The organism is Paraburkholderia sp. WS6, assembly GCF_030464835.1.
Lineage (GTDB): Bacteria > Pseudomonadota > Gammaproteobacteria > Burkholderiales > Burkholderiaceae > Paraburkholderia > Paraburkholderia madseniana.
In genome coordinates this window covers 189,790-210,993 of the sequence record NZ_JALQCK010000010.1, presented here as the reverse complement: position 1 = coordinate 210,993, position 21,204 = coordinate 189,790, and the positions used below count along the sequence as shown (strand labels likewise).

The 21,204-nt window shown below is 63.1% G+C and carries 16 protein-coding genes and 1 tRNA gene; 8 read left to right on the top strand and 9 right to left on the bottom strand.

All coding sequences use genetic code 11. The features are described from left to right. Nucleotides 1-194: 194 nt before the first annotated feature. A complete protein-coding gene (locus M0D64_RS15170; RefSeq protein WP_266258276.1) occupies nt 195-1,583 on the bottom strand; it encodes a YbfB/YjiJ family MFS transporter in 1,389 nt (462 codons plus the stop codon). A 118-nt stretch (nt 1,584-1,701) separates the two neighbouring features. On the opposite strand from M0D64_RS15170, the gene M0D64_RS15165 reads away from it, so the two are divergent. Then, entirely contained in the window at nt 1,702-2,613 is a 912-nt protein-coding gene (locus M0D64_RS15165) for a LysR family transcriptional regulator (protein ID WP_266239357.1), read from the top strand. Between the two features lie 157 nt (nt 2,614-2,770). Here M0D64_RS15165 and alaS read toward each other — a convergent pair whose 3' ends face one another. After that, nucleotides 2,771-5,395, bottom strand: a complete 2,625-nt coding sequence (alaS, locus tag M0D64_RS15160) for an alanine--tRNA ligase (RefSeq protein WP_154566362.1) — start codon at nt 5,393-5,395, stop codon at nt 2,771-2,773. A gap of 307 nt (nt 5,396-5,702) precedes the next feature. On the opposite strand from alaS, the gene M0D64_RS15155 reads away from it, so the two are divergent. Beyond that, the gene (locus M0D64_RS15155) at nt 5,703-6,923 is read left to right on the top strand and encodes a CaiB/BaiF CoA-transferase family protein (RefSeq protein WP_171927420.1); all 1,221 of its coding nucleotides are present in this window, start codon (nt 5,703-5,705) and stop codon (nt 6,921-6,923) included. Nucleotides 6,924-7,037: 114 nt separating this feature from the next. On the opposite strand, the gene M0D64_RS15150 is transcribed toward M0D64_RS15155, so the two are convergent. Together M0D64_RS15150 and ggt are read right to left on the bottom strand one after the other, a co-directional pair. Next, nucleotides 7,038-7,598 (bottom strand): alpha/beta hydrolase, encoded by a 561-nt coding sequence (locus tag M0D64_RS15150; protein WP_266258275.1) that lies wholly within the window; start codon nt 7,596-7,598, stop codon nt 7,038-7,040. A gap of 178 nt (nt 7,599-7,776) precedes the next feature. Continuing rightward, complete coding sequence (ggt, locus tag M0D64_RS15145) at nt 7,777-9,531, bottom strand: gamma-glutamyltransferase (RefSeq protein ID WP_266258274.1); 1,755 nt, start codon at nt 9,529-9,531, stop codon at nt 7,777-7,779. 497 nt (nt 9,532-10,028) lie between these two features. Between ggt and M0D64_RS15140 the strand changes: the two genes are divergently transcribed. Both M0D64_RS15140 and M0D64_RS15135 read left to right on the top strand, forming a co-directional pair. Continuing rightward, the gene (locus M0D64_RS15140; protein ID WP_266258273.1) at nt 10,029-11,738 is read left to right on the top strand and encodes a glutamine--tRNA ligase/YqeY domain fusion protein; all 1,710 of its coding nucleotides are present in this window, start codon (nt 10,029-10,031) and stop codon (nt 11,736-11,738) included. A 270-nt stretch (nt 11,739-12,008) separates the two neighbouring features. Further along, a complete protein-coding gene (locus tag M0D64_RS15135) occupies nt 12,009-12,902 on the top strand; it encodes a transporter substrate-binding domain-containing protein (protein ID WP_266258299.1) in 894 nt (297 codons plus the stop codon). A gap of 75 nt (nt 12,903-12,977) precedes the next feature. Here M0D64_RS15135 and M0D64_RS15130 read toward each other — a convergent pair whose 3' ends face one another. Beyond that, nucleotides 12,978-13,427 carry an NUDIX hydrolase gene (locus tag M0D64_RS15130; RefSeq protein WP_266258272.1) on the bottom strand — a complete coding sequence of 150 codons (450 nt, stop codon included), beginning with the start codon at nt 13,425-13,427 and terminating at the stop codon, nt 12,978-12,980. A gap of 82 nt (nt 13,428-13,509) precedes the next feature. Continuing rightward, on the bottom strand, nt 13,510-13,899 hold the full coding sequence (locus M0D64_RS15125) for an RT0821/Lpp0805 family surface protein (protein WP_266258271.1): 390 nt from the start codon (nt 13,897-13,899) through the stop codon (nt 13,510-13,512). Nucleotides 13,900-14,182: 283 nt separating this feature from the next. Between M0D64_RS15125 and M0D64_RS15120 the strand changes: the two genes are divergently transcribed. Then, nucleotides 14,183-14,422 carry a hypothetical protein gene (locus M0D64_RS15120; protein WP_266258270.1) on the top strand — a complete coding sequence of 80 codons (240 nt, stop codon included), beginning with the start codon at nt 14,183-14,185 and terminating at the stop codon, nt 14,420-14,422. Nucleotides 14,423-14,478: 56 nt separating this feature from the next. Here the strand turns inward: M0D64_RS15120 and M0D64_RS15115 are convergent, their stop codons facing one another. Next, nucleotides 14,479-15,948, bottom strand: coding sequence for a cytochrome-c peroxidase (locus M0D64_RS15115; RefSeq protein WP_266258269.1), 1,470 nt, complete (start codon nt 15,946-15,948; stop codon nt 14,479-14,481). A gap of 215 nt (nt 15,949-16,163) precedes the next feature. Here M0D64_RS15115 and M0D64_RS15110 point away from each other — a divergent pair, with 215 nt between their 5' ends. Both M0D64_RS15110 and M0D64_RS15105 read left to right on the top strand, forming a co-directional pair. Continuing rightward, entirely contained in the window at nt 16,164-17,744 is a 1,581-nt protein-coding gene (locus M0D64_RS15110; RefSeq protein ID WP_266258268.1) for an acid phosphatase, read from the top strand. Between the two features lie 244 nt (nt 17,745-17,988). After that, nucleotides 17,989-18,372, top strand: coding sequence for a DUF427 domain-containing protein (locus M0D64_RS15105; RefSeq protein ID WP_266258267.1), 384 nt, complete (start codon nt 17,989-17,991; stop codon nt 18,370-18,372). Nucleotides 18,373-18,430: 58 nt separating this feature from the next. Here the strand turns inward: M0D64_RS15105 and M0D64_RS15100 are convergent. After that, nucleotides 18,431-18,504: transfer RNA gene (locus tag M0D64_RS15100), tRNA-Arg, on the bottom strand. 313 nt (nt 18,505-18,817) lie between these two features. Further along, nucleotides 18,818-19,645 (bottom strand): undecaprenyl-diphosphate phosphatase, encoded by an 828-nt coding sequence (locus M0D64_RS15095; protein WP_266258266.1) that lies wholly within the window; start codon nt 19,643-19,645, stop codon nt 18,818-18,820. 644 nt (nt 19,646-20,289) lie between these two features. Here M0D64_RS15095 and M0D64_RS15090 point away from each other — a divergent pair. Beyond that, nucleotides 20,290-21,198: an aldose epimerase gene (locus M0D64_RS15090; protein ID WP_266258265.1), complete on the top strand. Its 909-nt coding sequence runs from the start codon at nt 20,290-20,292 to the stop codon at nt 21,196-21,198. The last annotated feature ends 6 nt before the right edge of the window (nt 21,199-21,204 follow it).

Sequence of the window (21,204 nt, the reverse complement as noted above, 5' to 3'; positions counted from 1 at the left end):
GTGCGCCGGGGAGTTATTTGTTTTTTGGCCTGGCATTTGCCTCGTGGGCGGTTCAACGGGCCCATGTGTTCTGCGCAAGGCGGCGGACGAACTTGCCTTGCTGGCGCTTGGACTTGGACTTGCGCCTGCACTTGCACCTGCACCTGCGCCTGCGGGATCGGTTGACGTCGAGGAATGCGCCCCCGGAAAGACCGTTAGTTGCAGCCGCAATCGGGCATGCGGCCACGGCCTCGCGGCATGTGTGTCACGACGATCAGGCCGGCCGCGCCCAACAGTAGCGTCCCCGCCGCCAGCCACAAGGCCGGCGAGAAAGACCCCGTGTGCTCGGCGATCGGCGCGGCCACCAGCGGGCCGACGATCTGGCCGACGCCGTAAGCCGCCGTCGCATAGCCCATCAGGCCGGCCGCTTCGTCGCCAAGCAGGCGCCGCGCCTCTCGCATCGCGAACAGGGTGATGGCCGTAAATGGCAGGCCGATCAGGATGCTGCCGAGCGAGAAACCGCCCGCCGTGGGCCAGACGATGCCGAGCGCAATACCGGCGGCTTGCAGCACATAGCAACCGGCGAGCAGGGTGCGATTGTCCCAATGCACCGGCAGGCGTGCCGCGAGAAGCGCACCGACGATCAAGGCCGCGCCGAACATAGGCCAGAACAGATCGGGCCAGGACGAGCCCGGCAGCGCGTGGCGCGCGATCACCGGCAGGAACGTCGCGGTGATGATGTAGCCGAAGCCGGGCACGCCATAGAGCAGAATCAGCCAGAAGGCGTCGGCGCGGTGCGGGGCACGGTTTGTGGGGGCGTGTTGGCCGGCGGCGGGGATTTGGTTCGCGACGGAGAAATGGTTCGTGGGTCGCTGAATTGCGACGTATTGGCCGGTGTCGTGCTGCCCGGCGGAGTGCTGCCCAGCCGAGCGTTGACTGGCATGAGCGACGGGCATCGACCCGTTCGTGGCAAGCGTCGCGCCTTTTGAAGTGGTGCCGGTCACGGCCCCGAACACGGGCCAAACCACGATCGAAAGCACCGCCGCGATGAGTCCGAAACCGATCCAACCGACCGTCGCGCCATAGCCGCCCGCAGCGCTGACGAGCAAACCTGTTCCGACAATGCCCATGCCCGGGCCCGTATAGATCACCCCGCCCCACCCGTGCGCGCCGAGTTCGGCGAGCCGCCGCAAGCCCCACTGCGAGGCGAACACGAAGGTCCAGGCGCTGACCGCGCCGGCGATGAAGCGCACGACGGCCCACACCCAGAATTGGCTTGTTACGCCCATCGCCAGCGTCAGCAGGACCGTCGCGACAAGCCCCGCGCGCACCATACGCGCCGGTGCCACCCGCAGCGCCGCGCAGGTGATCGCGCCGACGAAATAGCCTGCGTAGTTGGCCGATGCGAGCCAGCCGCCGTGCTGGATATCGATCTGCGGCTGACCGAGAGCGCCGCCGTGAAGCATCAGCGGCAGGAGCGGCGTGAACGCAAAACGGCCGATACCGAGCACCACGGCCAAGGTGATCATGCAGGCAAGCGCCGCGCGGCGGGCAGCGTGACGTTCGGTAGCGGTGTCTTGCGCGCTGGAAGCGAGATCGATCATAAGTGGACGAATAGCGGAAGCGGGCCGGCAGTCGCCGGTTTGTTCAATCCATATTAGCTTGACCTTTCGATCACGAAAAATGAATAATTGCGATACCAACCATCGCCAGGAGAGAATCATGGATCTGGCCGCCTTGACCATTTTTCGTGCAGTCGTGCGGGAAAACGGCGTGACGCGCGCCGCTGCCAAGCTCAATCGCGTGCAATCGAACGTCACGACGCGCATCAAGCAACTCGAGGAGCAACTGGGCACCGACCTGTTCATCCGCGACGGCCGGCGCCTTGTTTTGACCCCGGCTGGCGAGACACTGCTGCCCTATGCGGAGCGTTTGCTCGCACTCGCCGACGAGGCGCGCCATGCCGTGCGCGAGGATCGTCCGAGTGGGCGCCTGCGTTTGGGCACGATGGAAAGCGTCGCGGCGACGCGTCTGCCTGGATTGCTCGCGAGTTACCACCAGCGGTGGCCGGATGTCGCGCTGGAACTCGAAACCGGCACGACCGGCAAGCTGATCGAGCGGGTCCGCGAATTCGAAGTGGATGCGGCGTTGGTGGCGACGCCACCAGATCCAGCCACACTCGGTGAATTGTTCGAGACAGTGCCGGTTTTCCGCGAAGAACTGGTGATGCTGTCGCCGCGAGGCCATCGGCCGATTCGCGAAGTACGGGATATTGCTTTATCGACGCTGATCGCGTTCGAGCGCGGGTGTGCTTACCGGGCGTACATCGAGAAGTGGTATCTGGAGCATGGCGTAAGGCCGGCCCGCGTTCTGGAGCTCGGCTCGTATCATGCGATCGTGGCTTGTGTCGCCGCCGGCGCGGGAGTGGCCGTGGCGCCGCGATCAGTGCTCGATCTGCAAACGGATACGAGCAACATCGCGGTTCATGAGCTTCCGGATATTGGTGTGATCGAGACGCTTCTCGTCTGGCGACGAGGGCATTTTTCGTCCGCGCTCAATGCGCTGCGGCAAGCGCTTGTGTCGGGAGAGGATGCGGTGGAGTTACCTGTCGCTGCACCGGTAGGCGTTGCTTGAATTTTTGCTTGTTACTTTGCCTGCGTGGCGGGGAACGCTAACCGCGACAGCAATCGGTTAGGTTGATGCACGGCAAGACACGCCAAGGCCAAAAACAACTTGGGCCACCCGGGACGCAAAAACCACCAGCGCCCCGCATGGCCCAATCAAACCCGAATCAAAGCTGGGCTTCGACCCAACCCTTCACGCCTGCCAGTGCCGCCGGCAGATTCGCCGGTTCAGTGCCACCCGCTTGCGCCATATCCGGGCGCCCGCCGCCCTTGCCGCCGACTTGCTGTGCAACGAAGTTAACCAGTTCACCGGCCTTGACCTTCTTGCTGGCGTCCGCCGTCACACCGGCGATCAGGCTCACCTTGCCGCCCTCGACAGAGGCCAGCACGATCGCTGCGCTCTTCAGCTTGTCCTTCAGCTTGTCGACCGTCTCGCGCAGCGTTTTCACATCGGCGCCTTCGAGCGTGGCAGCCAGCACATGCACGCCGGCCACTTCGATTGCCTGACCGGCAAGTTCATCGCCCTGGCTGGAAGCCATCTTCGACTTCAATGCGCCCAGTTCCTTCTCCAGCGACTTCACCTGATCCTGCACCTGCATGATCCGCTGCGTCAGTTCCGACGGCTGCGCCTTCAACACGGCCGCAGCCGCATTGATCCGCGCGTCGAGATCCTGCACGAAGCGCACGGCGTTATCGCCCGTGATCGCTTCCACGCGACGAATGCCGGCAGCCACGCCGCCTTCCATCACGATCTTGAAGAGTCCGATGTCGCCCGTGCGATGCACGTGCGTACCGCCGCACAATTCACGCGAGAAGCCGAGGTCGAGCACGCGCACTTCGTCGCCGTATTTTTCGCCGAACAGCGCCATCGCGCCGCCCTTCACCGCTTCGTCGAACGGCATCACGCGCACAATGCCCGGCGCGTTCGCCAGCACTTCCGCGTTGACGATCGCTTCGACCTGACGAATCTGCTCGTCAGTCATCGGCGCGTTGTGCGCGAAGTCGAAACGGGTCTTGTCCGCATCGACCAGCGAGCCCTTCTGCTGCACGTGCGAGCCGAGCACTTCGCGCAGCGCCTTGTGCATCAGGTGGGTGGCCGAGTGATTGCGCTCGGTGCGGGCACGACGCACCGCGTCGATTTCCGCCTTCACGACGTCGCCGACTTTCAGCGTGCCCTGCTCGAGCGTGCCGTGATGGCCGACGACGTCCGCCTGCACCTTCAACGTGTCGGTCACCGCAAAGCGCACGCTCGCGTTCGCCAGCACGCCCTGGTCGCCGACCTGGCCGCCCGACTCCGCGTAGAACGGCGTGTGGTCGAGCACGACGACCGCCTGCTGGCCGTGGCTCACTTCCTTGACCGACGCGCCGTCAACATACAGCGCGATCACTTTCGCGTCGTCAAAGATAATTTCTTCGTAGCCGTGGAACGTGGTCTTCGCGCCCGAGTATTCGAGGCCCTGCGCCATCTTGAACTTGCCCGCCGCGCGAGCCTGTTCGCGCTGACGCGCCATGGCTTCGTCGAAAGCGGCTTCGTCGACCGTCACTTCGCGCTCGCGGCAGACGTCTGCCGTCAGATCGAGCGGGAAGCCGTAGGTGTCGTGCAGCTTGAACGCGAGTTCGCCGTCGAGCGTCTTGCCACCCTTCGCTTCCAGATCGGCCAGCGCGCTTTCGAGAATCGACATGCCGTGCTCGATGGTCTCGAAGAAGCGCTCTTCTTCCTGACGCAGCACATCTGTCACGCGTTGCTCCGCGTCCTTCAGTTCCGGATAGGCGCCGCCCATTTGCGCGACGAGGTCCGGCACCATGCGGTGGAAGAACGAACCCTTCTTGCCCAGCTTGTAGCCGTGGCGGATCGCGCGGCGCACGATACGGCGCAGCACGTAGCCGCGGCCTTCGTTGCCCGGAATCACACCGTCGACGATCAGGAACGAGCAGGCGCGGATGTGATCGGCGATCACCTTCAGCGAGTTGTTCGTCAGATCGGTCACGCCGGTTTCGCGGCCCGCGGCCTTGATAAGCGCCTGGAACAGATCGATCTCGTAGTTGCTGTGCACGTGCTGCAGAACCGCGGCGATACGCTCGAGACCCATGCCGGTGTCGACGCACTGCTTGGGCAGCGGCGTCATGTTGCCTTGGGCGTCGCGGCTGAATTGCATGAACACGAGATTCCAGATCTCGATGTAACGGTCGCCGTCTTCCTCAGGCGATCCCGGCGGGCCACCCCATACCTCCGGGCCGTGGTCGTAGAAAATTTCCGAGCACGGGCCGCACGGCCCGACGTCGGCCATCTGCCAGAAGTTGTCCGACGCGTAGCGCGCGCCTTTGTTGTCGCCGATGCGGATGATCCGCTCGACCGGCACGCCGACTTCCTTCGCCCAGATGTCGTGCGCTTCGTCGTCTTCGTGATAGACGGTGACCCACAGCTTGTCTTTCGGCAACTGGTACACGCCGGTCAGCAATTCCCACGCGTAGTGGATCGCGTCGCGCTTGAAGTAGTCGCCGAACGAGAAGTTGCCCAGCATTTCGAAGAACGTGTGGTGACGCGCGGTGTAGCCGACGTTTTCCAGATCGTTGTGCTTGCCGCCGGCGCGCACGCTGCGCTGCGCGGTCGTGGCGCGCGAATACGGACGCGATTCCGCGCCGAGGAACACATCTTTGAACTGCACCATTCCCGAATTGGTGAAGAGCAGTGTCGGGTCGTTGCCGGGCACAAGGCTCGACGAGCGAACGATCGTATGGCCCTTCGATTCGAAGAACTTGAGGAATTTCTCGCGGATTTCGGCGGCTTTCATAGCGTGCGGGGGACGGGTTTGCCAGTTCCCTGGCTGTTACCGGCGGCATCATGGGGATGCGCCAACTGTTTGTTTCTTAAACGACTGATTATACGGGATCGGCGCCCGTGCGCGGCGGCGGCCCTGTCCCACCCTGGTCCCAATAGCCATTCGGCCAGGTTTGGCCGGGTAGCGAGTGACATGGCGAGGCGCGCCTCGCGTCCTATGCCGTTCGGCTGACTGCGCCGGCGCGTGGGAATCGCTTAAGATTGCCCCCATCCGCGGCGACATGTACGTCGCTTTGGCTACAAAGGAGACAATGAAAAATATGGGCGCTCTCAGTCATATCCGCGTGCTGGACCTCACACGCGTGCTCGCCGGGCCTTGGTGCGCGCAGACGCTCGCCGATTTCGGCGCCGACGTGATCAAGATCGAACGGCCCGAAGTCGGCGACGACACGCGCCACTGGGGGCCGCCGTACCTGAAAACGCCTGAAGGCGCCGACACCCGCGAAGCCGCCTATTACCTCGCGGCGAATCGCAACAAGCGCTCGGTCACCGTCGACATCGCTTCGCCCGAAGGCCAGCGGATCATCCGCGAACTGGCCGCGCAAAGCGACGTGGTGCTGGAGAACTACAAGGTCGGGCAGTTGAAGAAGTACGGCCTCGATTACGCGTCGCTGAAGGAAGTGAAGCCCGATCTGATCTACTGCTCGGTGACCGGCTTCGGGCAAACCGGCCCGTATGCGCAGCGCGCCGGCTACGACTTCATCGTGCAGGGCATCGGCGGCTTCATGAGCATTACCGGCGAGCGCGACGGCCAGCCGGGCGGTGGCCCGCAAAAGGCCGGCGTCGCGATCGCCGATCTGATGACCGGCATGTATTCGACCATCGCCGTGCTCACGGCGCTCACGCATCGCGACCGCACGGGCGAAGGCCAGTACATCGACATGGCGCTGCTCGACGTGCAGGTGGCCATGCTGGCAAACATGAATTCGAATTACCTGGCGAGCGGCCAGCCGCCCGTGCGCTGGGGCAATGCGCATCCGAACATCGTGCCCTACCAGACCTTCCAGACCAGTGACGGCTGGATCATCGTCGCGGTCGGTAACGACGGCCAGTTCCGCAAGTTCGTCGAGGCCGGCGGCCGCACCGAACTCGCCATTGACGAGCGATTCGCCACCAATCCGGCACGCGTACGCAACCGCGATATCCTCGTGCCGATTCTTGCCGACATGGTGCGTCTGCAGGGCAAACAACAATGGATTGCCGCCCTCGAAGCAGCCGGTGTGCCGTGCGGGCCGATCAACGATCTGGGCGAAGTGTTCGAGAACGAGCAGGTGGTGGCGCGCGGGCTGCAGGTCGATCTGCCGCATCCGTCGGGCGGCACGGTCAAACTGGTGCGCAATCCGATCAATATGAGCGGTACGCCGCCCGAAGCGCTGTCCCATCCGCCGACGCTCGGCGAGCACACCGACAGCATCCTGCGCGATGTGCTCGGCTATGACGAGGCACGGATTGCGGCGTTGCGGGACCAGTCGGTGATTTGAGGCCGGCTGCGTTGCGGGCGAGTGATTTGGAGCCGGCCGAGGCGTTGACAGTTTTCAGCGGAGCTGGCGACGGTGCCAGCTCACTCGCCGCCTGAATCTCCGCAAATGAGGCCATCACCGCCGCTCGTCTAACGAAGCCAGCCAGCGCCGCCCCTCTTCCCAATCGCCGAGGCCGCTGTCGGCATTGATGTGGCCGCGAGGCCCGATATCGATCCAGCGGCTGCCCCACGCGCTCGCACAAGTCTGCGAAAACGGCACACCACCGTACGGATCGTCGCTGCTCGACACGACGATGCTCGCGAACGGCAGGCGCGTGCGCGGCACCGGCGCAAAGCCGCTGGCGTCCTGCGGAAAATGCGCCTCGGAGGGGTTGGGCACGGCCACCAGTAATGCACCGGCCACTTTCGCCAACCGCTCAACGCTCGCGTATTGCGACGCCCAGAAGGCGGTCGTCAGGCAGCCCAGGCTGTGCGCGGCGAACACCACCGGCGAGTCGGCTGCGGCCACTGCGGCGTCGAGCGTGCGGCACCACGCGTCGCGCGTCGGATGATCCCAGTCAGGCATTTGCACGCGCAAGAAGGCGGGATCGAGCGCTTCCCAAAGTGTTTGCCAGTGGCCCGTGCCGGAGTTCTGGTAGCCCGGCAGCACGAGTACGTTTAGTTTTTGTCCGCTCATTGCGTTCCCCGTCGCAGTTCGTTTTTCAAGTTCGCTTTCGCGATATGTTTCCGCGGTCCACGTCTGCAATTGTTGCTGCGGTACGTTTCTGCGGCACGTCTCCGCAGTCCGTTTCCGCAGTCCGTCGCCGCAGTTTGCTTCCGCAATCACCCACTTCGCCCGGCCAAAGCCGCATGCTTCAATGCATCACACGGCCCACGCCCACGCCGCGCGGATCAGCTGCCGGCTCAGGCGTCGTCCCTTCGACGCGGATCATCTGCACGTCGCCGTTAAACGACTGCCCTTCCAGCGTGTAGCCCCTGGCTTTCAGCTGATCGGCCAACTCACCCGTGATCGGATGATACGGCTCGAAATAGATCGTCTTCGGCGGCAGCAACTGATGATGGAACCGCATCGCAGCCAAAGCGTCGGCCGGTGTCAGATTGAAATCGTACAGGTTGGTCATGACCTGGAAGATCGACGTGAGTATTCGCGAGCCGCCAGGCGTGCCGATCACCAGCGACACCTTGTTGTCCTTCAACAGGATGGTCGGCGTCATCGACGAAAGCGGCCGGCGTCCCGGGGCCACCGTGTTCAGGTCGTCAGCCGTCGCGCCGGGCGTGCCGGCGGCAGCCGGTTTGGTGACGAAGTCGTCCATCGCGTCATTGAGCAGGAAGCCGCCGCCGTCCACCACCACGCCGGAACCGAAATCCCCGTTCAGCGTGTAGGTGTTCGACACGGCGTTACCCCACTTGTCGACCACCGAATAATGCGTGGTTTGCGCTTTCTCCGGCATCACGTCGCCGAAGCCGCCTTTAACGGGCGTCGCGCCCGGCACTTCGTCGGGTTTCACTTCATCGGCGCGTTGCGCGAGGTAGGCGTCGCTGGTCAGTTTGTCGAGCGGCACCTTGTACGAATCGGGGTCGCCAATGTATTGCTGGCGATCGGCGAACACGCGGTCTTCGATCTGCGCGATCAGATGGATATACGGCTCGGAATTCAGCTTGAGGCCATCGAACGCCGGCTTCAGATCGGCCTTCATCTTCAGCATCTGGATCAGCCCGACACCACCCGAACTCGGCGGCGGCGCGGTCACGACCTGGTAGCCGTTCCAATTGGCGGTGAGCGGCTGGCGCCAGACAGCCTTGTATTGAATCAGGTCCGGCTTCGTGACCAGACCGTGGCCGTACATCTGCTGGGCGATCAGATCGGCGGTGCGGCCTTCGTAGAACTCACGGCCGCCATCGCTGGCGATACGCGAGAGCGTTTGCGCGAGTTCCGGCTGGCGATACATCACGCCCGCCTTCAGGTTCGAGAAGTAGGCGTCGAAATTGGTCTTGCCGGCGAAACTCTTCGCCGCCGCGTCGTGGCGCTGCTGCAACCCTGCGTCGACCTGAAAGCCGTCGGTGGCGTAACGGATCGCGGGCGCCAGCACCTGCTTCCATTTCAGCTTGCCGAAACGCTGCTGCGCTTCCCACATGCCCTCGACGGTGCCCGGCACGCCCACCGCGCGATGGCCGACGAGGCTCATACCCGGCACGAGGTTGCCTTTATCGTCGAGGTACATGTCGCGGGTCGCCTGTTGCGGCGCGCGCTCGCGATAGTCGAGAAAATACGGCTTGCCGTCCATGAACACGGTCATGAAGCCGCCGCCGCCGAGATTCCCCGCGTCCGGACAGGTCACGGCCAGCGTGAAGGCGATCGCCACCGCGGCGTCCACCGCGTTGCCGCCGGCGGCGAAGATCTGCTGCGCGGTGTCGGCGCTGAAGCGATCCGGCACGGCCACCGCCGACGCGTCCAGCACGGCCTTGGGCGGCGGCGTTTTCGCGAGCGCGGGGACGGGCGCGGCGAAGCTGCCGGCGAGCGCGGCGAACACGGCCGCAGCCGTCACGATCCGTGCGAAAGACAAAGAGGCGAAGGGCGCGCGAGGCGCGTCATGCGACGGGACGGACATCTGAGGAACTCCGGGAACTAGGAACGCCATGTTGCACGAACGGAAAGCGTCCATGCCAGGGCGGCCCAATGGGTGACGCGGCCTGCGTGCCCAGCCGCACTGCGGTTGGCGCTACATGGCAGGGCACAGGCAGCGCAATCCAAAACGGCTTGAGCGGGGCGCGGGTGTGCGGCGAGGCGGTCTGGCTTGCGCCGCACGGGCGCAAAGCGGCGCCGGGGAAAAAATCCGTGGGCGAACATCATGTTGCCCGTGCGCGGCGCGTGGAGAGTGCGCCGCCCGCATCGTAAGTCGCCATGGACCGCGCCAACAAAACGTTTTACCTCCTGTTACAGCACATTAAACGCAGCTTGCAGGATCTCGTCCGCCCCCAAAAACCGCCCGAAACCGCTCAAACGTTGGCTGCGCGCCGCACTCGCCTGCCGCAAGCGAACGCGTCAGGTAGAATTGACGGATAAGTGGGCGCATTGCGCGTCCCCGACAGACTTTCACCTTCTCGCATGAATACCGAACGCAACGACGCGCCAGCGGCATCCAATTTTATCCGCAACATCATTGACGAAGACAACCGCACCGGCAAGTGGGAGCAGCGCGTCGAAACGCGCTTTCCGCCCGAGCCGAACGGCTACCTGCACATCGGTCACGCCAAGAGCATCTGCCTGAACTTCGGCGTGGCGCGCAGCTACGGCGGCGTGTGCCATCTGCGTTTCGACGATACGAATCCGGAAAAGGAAAGCGTCGAGTACGTCGACTCGATCATCGACTCCGTGCGCTGGCTCGGTTTCGAGTGGGAAAAAGGCGGCAAGGAACAGCTCTACTTCGCGAGCGACTATTACGACAAACTGTACGAATTCGCCGAACTGCTGATCGAACGCGGCAAGGCGTATGTGGACAGCCAGTCGGCCGAAGAAATGCGCGCGAATCGCGGCTCGGCTTCCGAAGTCGGCACGCCGTCGCGCTTCCGCGAGCGTTCGGTGCAGGAAAACCTCGACCTGTTCCGCCGCATGAAAGCCGGCGAGTTCAAGGAAGGCGAGCATGTGCTGCGCGCGAAGATCGACATGTCGTCGCCGAACTTCAACATGCGCGACCCGGTCATCTACCGCATCCGCTTCGCGCATCACTACCGCACCGGGGACACATGGTGCGTGTACCCGATGTACGACTACACGCACTGCATCTCGGACGCGCTGGAAAACATCACGCATTCGCTGTGCACGCTCGAATTCGAAGACCACCGTCCGCTGTACGACTGGATTCTGAACGAGTTGGCCGAAGCTGGAATCTTCACGCGCCCGCTGCCGCAACAAATCGAGTTTTCGCGCCTGAACCTGACCTACGCGATCACCAGCAAGCGCAAACTGCTGCAACTGGTGACCGAAGGCCATGTCGAGGGCTGGGACGATCCGCGTATGCCGACTATCGTCGGTGTGCGCCGCCGCGGTTTCACGCCGGAAGCGATCCAGTTGTTCTGCGAGCGCATCGGCGTCACCAAGGTCGATTCGTGGATCGACATGAGCGTGTTCGAAGGCGCACTGCGCGACGATCTGGACGACAAGGCGCCACGCACTGCTGCCGTGCTCGATCCGGTCAAGCTGATCATCGACAACTTCCCTGAAGACGTGACCGAGCCGTGCAATGCGCCGGTCCACCCGCATCATCCGGAAATGGGGGTTCGGGAGTTCCCGATCTCCCGCGAACTGTGGATCGAACGCGAGGACTACAACGAAACGCCGCCGAAGGGCTACTTCCGCCTGTTCCCGGGCAACAAGGTGCGCCTGCGCTACGGCTATGTGATCGAATGCATCGGTGCGGACAAGGACGAGAACGGCAACATCGTCGCGGTCCACTGCAACTACTTCCCTGACAGCAAATCGGGCACGGAAGGCGCGAACACCTATAAGGTCAAGGGCAACATTCACTGGGTCAGCGCGGCAGGCGCGGTCCCGGCCGAAGTGCGCATCTACGACCGTCTGTTCAAGGAACCGCAACCGGACGCCGGCGGCCGCGACTTCCTCGAAGCGCTGAATCCGGATTCGAAGCGCGTGGTCAACGCCTACCTGGAACCGGGTGCGCGCGACGCGCTGCCGGAACAGCGCTATCAGTTCGAGCGCCACGGCTATTTCGTCGCCGACCGCGTCGATTCGAAACCGGGCAAACCCGTATTCAATCGCATCGTCAGCTTGCGCGACAGTTGGGGCAAGCCGGCGTAAGCTGGAGCCACAACAGCGCGAAGCGCATCTGACGTAGCTTCTCTGAAGTCAAATACGGCGTGCATTTCGCGAGCGGGATGCACGCCGTTTCGTTGCATCATGTTCCATCGACAGTGACAGCGCGGCATCCGTGCACGCGCGAGTCCGGGAGGCCCGATGAAAGTTGCAGCCCGTCGCGGGGTAAGTGCATGGGACACAGCATCAGGCGCGGGTCATACGCGTGCCGTTGCTGTTACGCGCATAACCCGCGCCGCTCGCGTCGCGCATAGCATGCGCTGCGCACTCGTGGCGCTGGGTGCGTTCGGCGCGGCATCGCTCGCCTGCCCCGCTCACGCGGACGAACTCACCGGCACGCTGAAGAAAATCCACGACGATGGCGTGGTCGTACTCGGCGTGCGAGAAGCGTCGATTCCCTTCTCCTACTTCGACGGCACGCGCACGGTCGGCTACTCGCAGACCATCGCGCTGCAGATCGTCGACGAAATCAAGAAAACGCTCGGCCTGCCGCAACTGAAGGTGCACGAAATCACCGTGACCTCGTCGAACCGCACGCCGATGTTGCTGAACAACCAGATCGATCTGGAATGCGGCTCAACCACGCACACGGTGGAACGCGAAAACGTGGCCGCGTTCTCGAACAGCTTCTTCCAGTACGCGGTGCGCATGATCGCGCGCAAGAGCAGCGGCATTACGGATTTTCCCGACCTGGCCAGCAAGACGGTCGTGACGACCGCCGGCACCTCCGACGAGCGCCTGCTGCGCCGCCTGAACACCGAGAAGCATCTGAACATGCGCATCACGAGTGCGCGCGATCATGCGGAAGCATTCAGCGCGGTCAAGGATGACCGGGCCGTGGCCTTCGTGATGGACGAGCCGATCGTGTACGGTTTCAAATCGACCGACCCGCACCCCGAAGACTTTGTGGTAACCGGCACGCCGCTCGGCTATGAGGTCTACGCCTGCATGTTCCGCAAGGGCGACGAGCCGCTGCGCACGCTCGTGAACGGGGTGATCGCACGCGGCCAGCTTGCCGGCGACGCGGAACGTCTATACAACCAGTGGTTCACCCAGCCGATTCCGCCGCACGGCATCAATCTGAATTTTCCGTTGTCGGAACAGAACCGCACGCTATTCGCGCATCCGAACGACCGCGCGCTCGACTGAGCGCGCCGGCAGCGCGCGTGGCGGATGCAGGTGGCGGGTATTGCCAGCGCTACAGTCCAAACAACCCATGCAACGCTATAGCGTTCGATGCAGTTCCGCGAGCGAAAGCGTGGTCTGAAAGAGCCGTGTGAGACTGCGGCTCGCATACTGCTCGACTTCGTCCGGTGCGGTCCAGCGATATGCGTCCATTTCGGGGATCAGCGTGCCGTCGGAGCGGCGCGGAAACAGCGACGTGCAGGTGCAAGAAGACAGATCGAGTTCGTCGGCCGTCGCGCGCGCCGCGAACAGATGCAGATCCTTGTCGCGCCGATAGACGAACAATCCGAGATCCTTCAAGCGACCGGGTTCGATCACGATACCGGTCTCCTCGACCATCTCGCGCAACGCCGTGACGTGTGGCGCCTCGCCCTCTTCGCCATGCCCTTTCGGAACGTCCCAGTGAGACGTTTCGGTGGCATGCGCGAGCAGCACCCGGCCGTCCGGGTCGAGCAGCACGACACCGCACGAGACGACCCGCGCGCTCATCGACGCAACGCGCCGCAAGGACGCACAACTTCGGGCTGCGCCGGCGGCAAGCCGGCGCGCGCCATCATACCGGCCCGCACGCTCAGTGCTTTTTCTGCAATTGCCAGTTGCCGCCGCCCTGTTTGCAGAACTGCGGACGCAGGTTCATCGACTGCCCTTTCGCATTCAGCGCGACGCCGACGTCGCGGCAAGTGCGCTCGCCATCCTTCGCCGTGCTGGCGATGCTGATCGTCGCGTCGATCTTCACGCTGTTGCCGGTGTCTTCGTTAACCCAGTTCACGCTTTCGCCGTCCTGCTTGTCGTTCAAGGCAGCGAACACGGCGCTCTTGATCGAGTCGACGTCGCGTTGCTTCATGTAGCTGATCGGCGTGTCGTTCAGAAAACCGAGGTTTGCCGCTTGCGCGCCAATGGCGCCGCCAAGCAGCAGGCCACCGACGGTCAGGTGAAACAGGACACGGGTTCGCATCGACATGAAGGGTTCTCCTCGAAGAGTAGTTCGGCGGTCTCGAGCGCGTTCACGGCGGCTCGTGATCTGGACCCCAAAAGCATAGCATGTCACCCTCGAAGCGGCCGCGTGGATGCGGCCTCGCAACGACCCACGGCAAGCCTGCAGCATCCGATTGCCGCCTTGCGGGAACGACCTGGCGCGACGACCGCTCAGACTTTTTAGGACGAGTCTCATATCTTCTTATGAAACGTCTTCTTAAGATAGGTCTGTTGCGCTGTAGCGCTGATCAAGCTTCCACCGCCGCCCTATGGACATCTCGTTTGCTCTCGAAACCTTCACCGTCGCGCTCGCGCTCTTTTGCGTCGCGCTGGTGCCGTTCGCCATCGGCCGCGATCCCGGTCTTGCGCGGCGCATCGTGCAAATGGACAGCCTCCCTCGCGCACGCTGGCCGAATCTGCTGACACGCGCCGGCATTGCATGCGTCCTCATATCGTTCGCGCTTCTGCTGGTCGGCTGCTACTACATCATTGCCGGCGCGGGCCACTGACCTCGCCCGCGGCGGCACGTGCCGCCCCGATTAGCGGCGCGTCCATCGCCCGGCGATCAATTCGCCGCCGCCTTATTTCCCGCCTTATATCCATCGGTGAGCGTATTCAAAAACGCCACCACATCCTTGATTTCAGCCTCGTCGAGCACCGGCTTGTCACCCGGCTTGCGATCGAACGGCGGCTCGGTGTTCAGATTGGCCCAGTAACGCTGCGGCAGATCGTCGAACTTCTGCACCTTGCCCTTCACGACCGGATAAAACTTTTCCGGGTTCGTGTCGCGTTGCGCATAAAAACGCACTGCCTGATCCAGCGAATGATAGATGCCGTTGTGGAAGAAACTCTTCTTCAACGCGACGTTGCGCAGCGTCGGCGTGCGGAAGATGCCGCAAAACTCGGCACGCCCCCCTAGATCGGTACGCTCCGGCCCGCATGCGCCGAGGTCGTAGAAATGCGGATCGCGATTCACCGGCAGCGCGCGGTTGCGCGGCACGCCGATCGCAATCAGACCGAAGTCGCTGAACTGTGGCGGCGCGCCGTCCATGGTGCGCTGGCTGATGTGGCAGCTCGCGCAATTACCCTTCTTTTCGTCGTTGAAGACTTCCAGACCGTGTAGTTCGGCCTTGGTCAGTTGCGCTTTGCCCGCCAGATACGCGTCGTACTTGCTGGTGTACGGATAGAAAATCTCGGGCGCCTGCTCGAAGGTTTCCAGCGCTTGCAGCACGGCGTTGAAAGTGGCGGCATCGCTATCGAAAATATGCTCGCCAAATGCCGCGCGAAAAGCCTCGGCATACGGCGCGGCTTTCACCGCCGCCGTGACCTTCGCAGGCGTGCTGCCCATTTCGAACGACGACAGCAGCGGAATACGCGCCTGATCCGAGCCGCGGTCGACCCTGCCGTCCCACGTCAAGCCGCCGGTCGGCCCGGCATCCACGCTCTCATCGCCTTCGTCGTCCGACTCGTGATAGTGCTCGGCGAACGCCGGCACCGATTGCAGGTACTTGAGCGTCGGCGCGGCGCGCATGCCGGTGCGGTGCATGTCGTTGCCGCCCAGTTGTACCGACAGCGAATTCGCCGGCGAAAAGCCGTGAGCGGGGCTGTGGCACGACGCGCAGGCCAGCTTGCCCGAGCCGGATAGCGACGCGTCGAAGAACAGTTGCTTGCCGAGGGCCGTCATCTGCCGCACGGATTCGTAGACTTGCGCGCGGGTCTGACCGGCTTCATGTGCCGTCACCTTGACGGTAGAGGCCACCGTAGAGGTGGACGCCGCCGACGCACTCGTCTGGCGCCCGACGCCCGCATTGGCATTGGTATTGACGTTCGTATCCACCCTGGCGCTCACTTGCGCGTTGCCATTCCCGTCGGCCTTGCCCCCCGCTGTCTGCGAGCCTGCGTCGCACGCGGCCAGCGTCACGGTCATGGCCGCGAGCGCCATCGCCAGCAACGCGCCAATGCCTGCCGGCCTCACGCGCCGCCGCGCCTGCGGCCGAACCGTCGTTTTACGAATCCCCGCGAGACCAAGCCGCATATGAATGATGTGAGTTTGCGATATTGAAGTCCGCGAGCGTATTTCATCGACATGTCGTTTAAATGACATACAGCCGACGAAAATATCGAAACCCAAGCCATTCGTAATTAGTTACATGTTTCTGTCAAATTCCTTGTTCAAACTTTCGCTCGCGGCCATCCGTGTAAACAATGCACGCGGCCCGTCCCCAACGCGAGAGAGAGAACACATACCAAATGAACAAAAAACTGATCTGCGCGGCGCCTATCGCGATCGCGGCAGCGTTGAGTCTGTATGCGTGCGGCGGCGACAATGTCACCGCGCAACCGGACATCACGTCGATCAAGACGGTCGTGGTGATCTACGCGGAGAACCGCAGCTTCGACAATCTGTACGGCAACTTCCCCGGCGCCAACGGTCTGCAGAACGTGACGGCGGCGAGCGCCACACAGGTCGACCGCGACGGCACGGTGCTCGCCACGCTGCCGCAAGTGTGGAACGGCCTGACGCAAACCGGCGTGACACCGGTCGTGACGCAAGCGATGACGGCCAACCTGCCGAACAGCCCGTTCGCCATCGACGATCCGAATGGTTTCAACACGCCAATCACGGCCACGACGCGCGATCTGTATCACCGCTTCTATGAAAACCAGATGCAGATCAATGGCGGCAAGAACGACAAATTCGCCGCGTGGGCGGATTCCGGCGGCCTCGTCATGGGTCACTACACGCTCAACGCCGACAAGCTGCCGTTGTGGAAAATCGCCCAGCAATACACGCTGGCCGACAACTTCTTCATGGGCGCGTTCGGCGGCTCGTTCCTGAATCACCAGTGGCTGGTTTGCGCGTGCACGCCGACCTATCCGAATGCGGACAAGAGCCCGGCAGCCGCCTCGATCTCGTCGGTCGAGAGCGACGGCGTGACGCTGAAGCTTGCGACCAACTCGCCGGCGTCGGCGCTGAGCGGCCCGCCGAAATACGTGCTCTCGGGCAACCTGACGCCTGACTTCTACGCGATCAACACGATGCAGCCGCCGTATCAGCCAAGCGGCAACAAGGCGGCTTCGGGGGGCGATTCCAACCTGGCCGACCCGACTGCGGCCACCACGTTGCCGGCGCAAACGCAACAACACATCGGCGATCTGCTGAACAACGCGAAGGTGTCGTGGGCGTGGTACGGCGGCGCGTGGGGTGCGGCGGTGTCGGCGGTGCAAAGCGGCACGTCGAACGTGATCTACGGCGCGAATCTGACGGCGCCGAATTTCCAGCCGCATCACCAGCCGTTCAACTATTTCGCCGATCTCGCACCGGGCTCCGCGAACCGTTCGCAGCATTTGCTCGACGGCGGTCTGGCGGGTTCCGAGTTCATCAAGGCGATCGACGGCGGCACGCTGCCGCAAGTGTCGTTCTACAAGCCGCAGGGCAACCTGAACGAGCACGCGGGTTACACCGACGTCGCCTCGGGCGACCAGCACATCGCCGACGTGATCTCGCATCTGCAGAAAAGCCCGCAGTGGAACAACATGCTGGTGGTCGTGACATACGACGAAAACGGCGGCTTCTGGGACCACGTCGCGCCGCCGAAGGCCGACCGTTGGGGTCCGGGCACGCGGATTCCGGCGCTGATCATTTCGCCGTACGCGAAGAAGGGTTTCGTCGATCACACGCAGTACGACACGACGTCGATTCTGCGTTTCATCACGCACCGCTTCGCGCTGCCGACGCTGCCAGGTATCGCAGCGCGTGATGCCGCGCTGGTCAGCAACGGCAGCAAGCCGATGGGTGATCTGACGGCCGCGCTGAACATCAGGCAGTAATCCGTTAGCAACAGTCCGCCTGACGGTGGGATTTTGACGGGGCAGCTTCGGCTGCCCTTTTTTGTTTTCGTCGCGCGGATCACCCCACGGCGCACGCGACTCGTTATCGACGCAAACAGCGACACAACGCGTTTGCACGAGCGGCGTATGCTTCGACGCAGGACGCAATCATTCCCGCCGATGGCGGCTCGAAACCCATAGCAACGTGTTGCAGGCTTGCCCACTTATTCAGGAGCTCGACAGCATGACTGAAAAAACCATCAAGGTACCCGGCCCCGATCATCCGATCACCATCGAGCCGGACAAAGCCCACGTGGTGGTGACGGTAGCCGGCCGCGTGATCGCGGATACGCACAATGCGCTCGTGCTGCGCGAGGCGTCGTATCCGCCGGTGTATTACATTCCACGCAATGACGTCGAGATGACGCTGTTGGAACGTACCGATCACGCAACCTATTGCCCATATAAAGGCGATTGCGCGTACTACAGCATTCCGATCGGCGGCGAGCGCGCAGTGAATGCGGTCTGGACCTACGAGTCGCCCTACGCGGCCGTGAAAGAGATCGCCCAGCATCTGGCGTTCTATCCGAACCGGGTCGATTCCATCGACGTGCAGCCGGCGGGGTAAACGGCCATGCGCGCATCGCAGCGGTGAGGCTTCGATGCGCGGCGCCAGGCTTTTGAAGTACGGCAGGAGGGACTCGAACCCCCCACCCTCGGCTTAGAAGGCCGATGCTCTATCCAGCTGAGCTACTGCCGTAATGACGTGAGGCGATGCTACACACGAAACGTGTACAACCTGCATCGCCCGCAATGAGAACCCTTAACGGGCATTGGAACCTGTGCTGTATGACTGCCACAGGGTTCATGGGATACCGAAATTCTAACTGACCGGGCCGAGGACTGTGGAAATCCAATCCGGCGCACGGCAACGCTGATCGGCAGTCACCACGCCGCATCGCAAAACAAACGGGCCCGACGCGTTGAGCCGGGCCCGGATTATAACCGATCGCTTCTTACCCGCCAGTCGCACGCCGGCACCTAGCCGACTGTAGCGGGCGTGTCGAACGCAATCAGACCTGCGGATGCAGCACGAACCAGCCGAGGAACACGATCCCCGCGATCACGCAGTACACGCCGAACGAAGCCAGACGTCCGCGGCCTTCGAAATAACGCATCAGGAAACGCACGCTGAGATACGCAGCGATTGCGGTCAGCACGCCGCCGAGCAATGCATCGGCGAGCTGGCCCGGCGCATGGAACAGTTTCGGCAATTCGAGCACGCCGGCCGCGAAGATGATCGGCGTGCCGAGCAGGAACGAGAACTCGGCGGCCTTCTCAGTCGTCAGGCCGGCCGCATTCCCGGCGATCATCGTCAGACCGCTGCGCGAGAAGCCCGGAATCAGCGCGCCGATCTGCGCGAGGCCGACGAAAAACGCCTGGCGGAAGGTCAGCTTCTCCGGCGCCTGGTGCGCGCGCGAACGTTGCAGGCGATCGCCGAACCACAGCAGCACCCCATTCACGATCAGGGCGACTGCGACAATGCGCAAATCGTGAAAAATCAGCTCAAGACGTTTCTCAAGAATCAGCCCGACGAGGCCAGCAGGAATCGTGCCGATGATGAGCGCCCACATCATGTGCGCGTCGTCGTTGCGACGGCCGCCGAACGAAGCGAAGAAGCCACGCACCAGCGCGCACCAGCGCTTGCGGAAGTACCACAGCAGCGCGAACGCCGTACCGAGATGCAACGCGACGAGGAACGGCAGCAACTGCGGCGCGTGCTTGTCGATATGCATGCCGAACAGGCCGGGTACGAGCAAGGTGTGGCCAAGGCTGCTGACCGGGAACAGTTCGGTGACGCCTTGCAGCACGCTCAGGAAAATCAGAAACGACAGGTTCACGCGGCGGTCCTTGTAAGGAAAATGTCGGGGAACAGCGCGCCGCACAAGGAGATCGACGGCGCGTCAAGAGCGCACCGATTATGCCTGGCTGCAAAGTCAGCGCCAAGCGTTTGAACCGCATTCGGGGAAATATTGATGCGCTGCGTCACAACTGGAAACCGTTGTTACGTCGCAGCAAAAGAAACAGAGCGCCGCCGGTGGCCGCCCTGCGTTTATGAGAAATTCAATGTGCTGATGCGCGAGAGTTGTGCCAGGCCCGTCGTACCAGGCCCGCATTGACGGCCGGGCAGAAGGCAAAACAGATGACTGGATCAGCGCTCGAGCTTGTAGAAAAAGTAGACCGTGCTTGCCGCGAACATGCCGAACAGCGCCACACCCATTGCCATTGCGAGATCCATAAAGCCTCCTGAGCCGATCTCGCCCGGTCGTTGAAGTGGCCGGGCAGTCAGTGGATTATCGACAAGGATAGTGCTTCCCGGACACCCGCAATTTCCCGAGAAGGGTTTCCCCGTAGCGCAAAGCAGCGCAAAATCGTTGCTTCGCGAGCCGTTACGCGGCGTAGTTCGAACGTTCACAACCCGCGTTCGAGCCGCGCTCAACTCACTTGAACCGCACCCAACCTTTTCTCAACCAGCCCATCGACCATGCCCCTCTCCCCGCAACAGGACATTCTCGAGATCGCCCAGGACGCCTCCGTGCTCCGTTTCTCGCCGCAAGCCGGCGGCCGTCTTTTGTCGTGGATCATCGACGGCGAAGAGGTCATTCATTGGCCCGAGAACGCCGACTGGAGCCAGCCGGCCAGGATTCGCGGCGGCAACCCGCTGCTGTTTCCGTTTCTGGGCCGGCATCGCGTCGACGGCAAGATCGGCTTCTGGCGTGACGCACAAGGCACGGTGCGCGAATTGCCGATGCATGGTTTCGCACGCGACCTGCCCTTTGAAGCCCACGCCGACGTACACGGCGCCGGTTTGCGCATGACCCTCGCCGACAGCGACGCGACACGCGGCGGCTACCCGTTCGGCTTCCGTTTCGAAGCGACGTACCAGCTCGTCGATACGCATACGCTGGAAGTCACGCTAAGCACCGCCAATACCGGCGACGTGCGGCTGCCCTACTACGCCGGCCATCACTTCTATTTCACGCTGCCGCATACGCAACGCGCCGAGACCTCGCTGGAACTGCCGCCCACCGAACGGTGCTACCAGCAGAGCGACGGCTCGATCGGCGCAGCAGAACCGGGCGCGGCGCGCTACACGCTCGACGAGGCGCGCATTCTCGACCGCTTCCATTGTCTCGTCGGTGCGCCGGACCAACCGGTACGCCTCGTCGCGCCCGGACTGAACCGGGTCATCACGATCGATCTGCAACGGCCGGACTCGGTGCCCTGGTATGCGATCACGACATGGACCGAAGCCGCTGAGTCAGACTTTTACTGCGTCGAGCCATGGCTGGGTCTGCCGGACGCGATCCACAACGGCCTGGGACTGCGCTGGCTCGAACCAGGACAAACCGAGACAGCCGCACTGCGTATCAGCGTCAGCAAGCTGCGCTGATGGCAG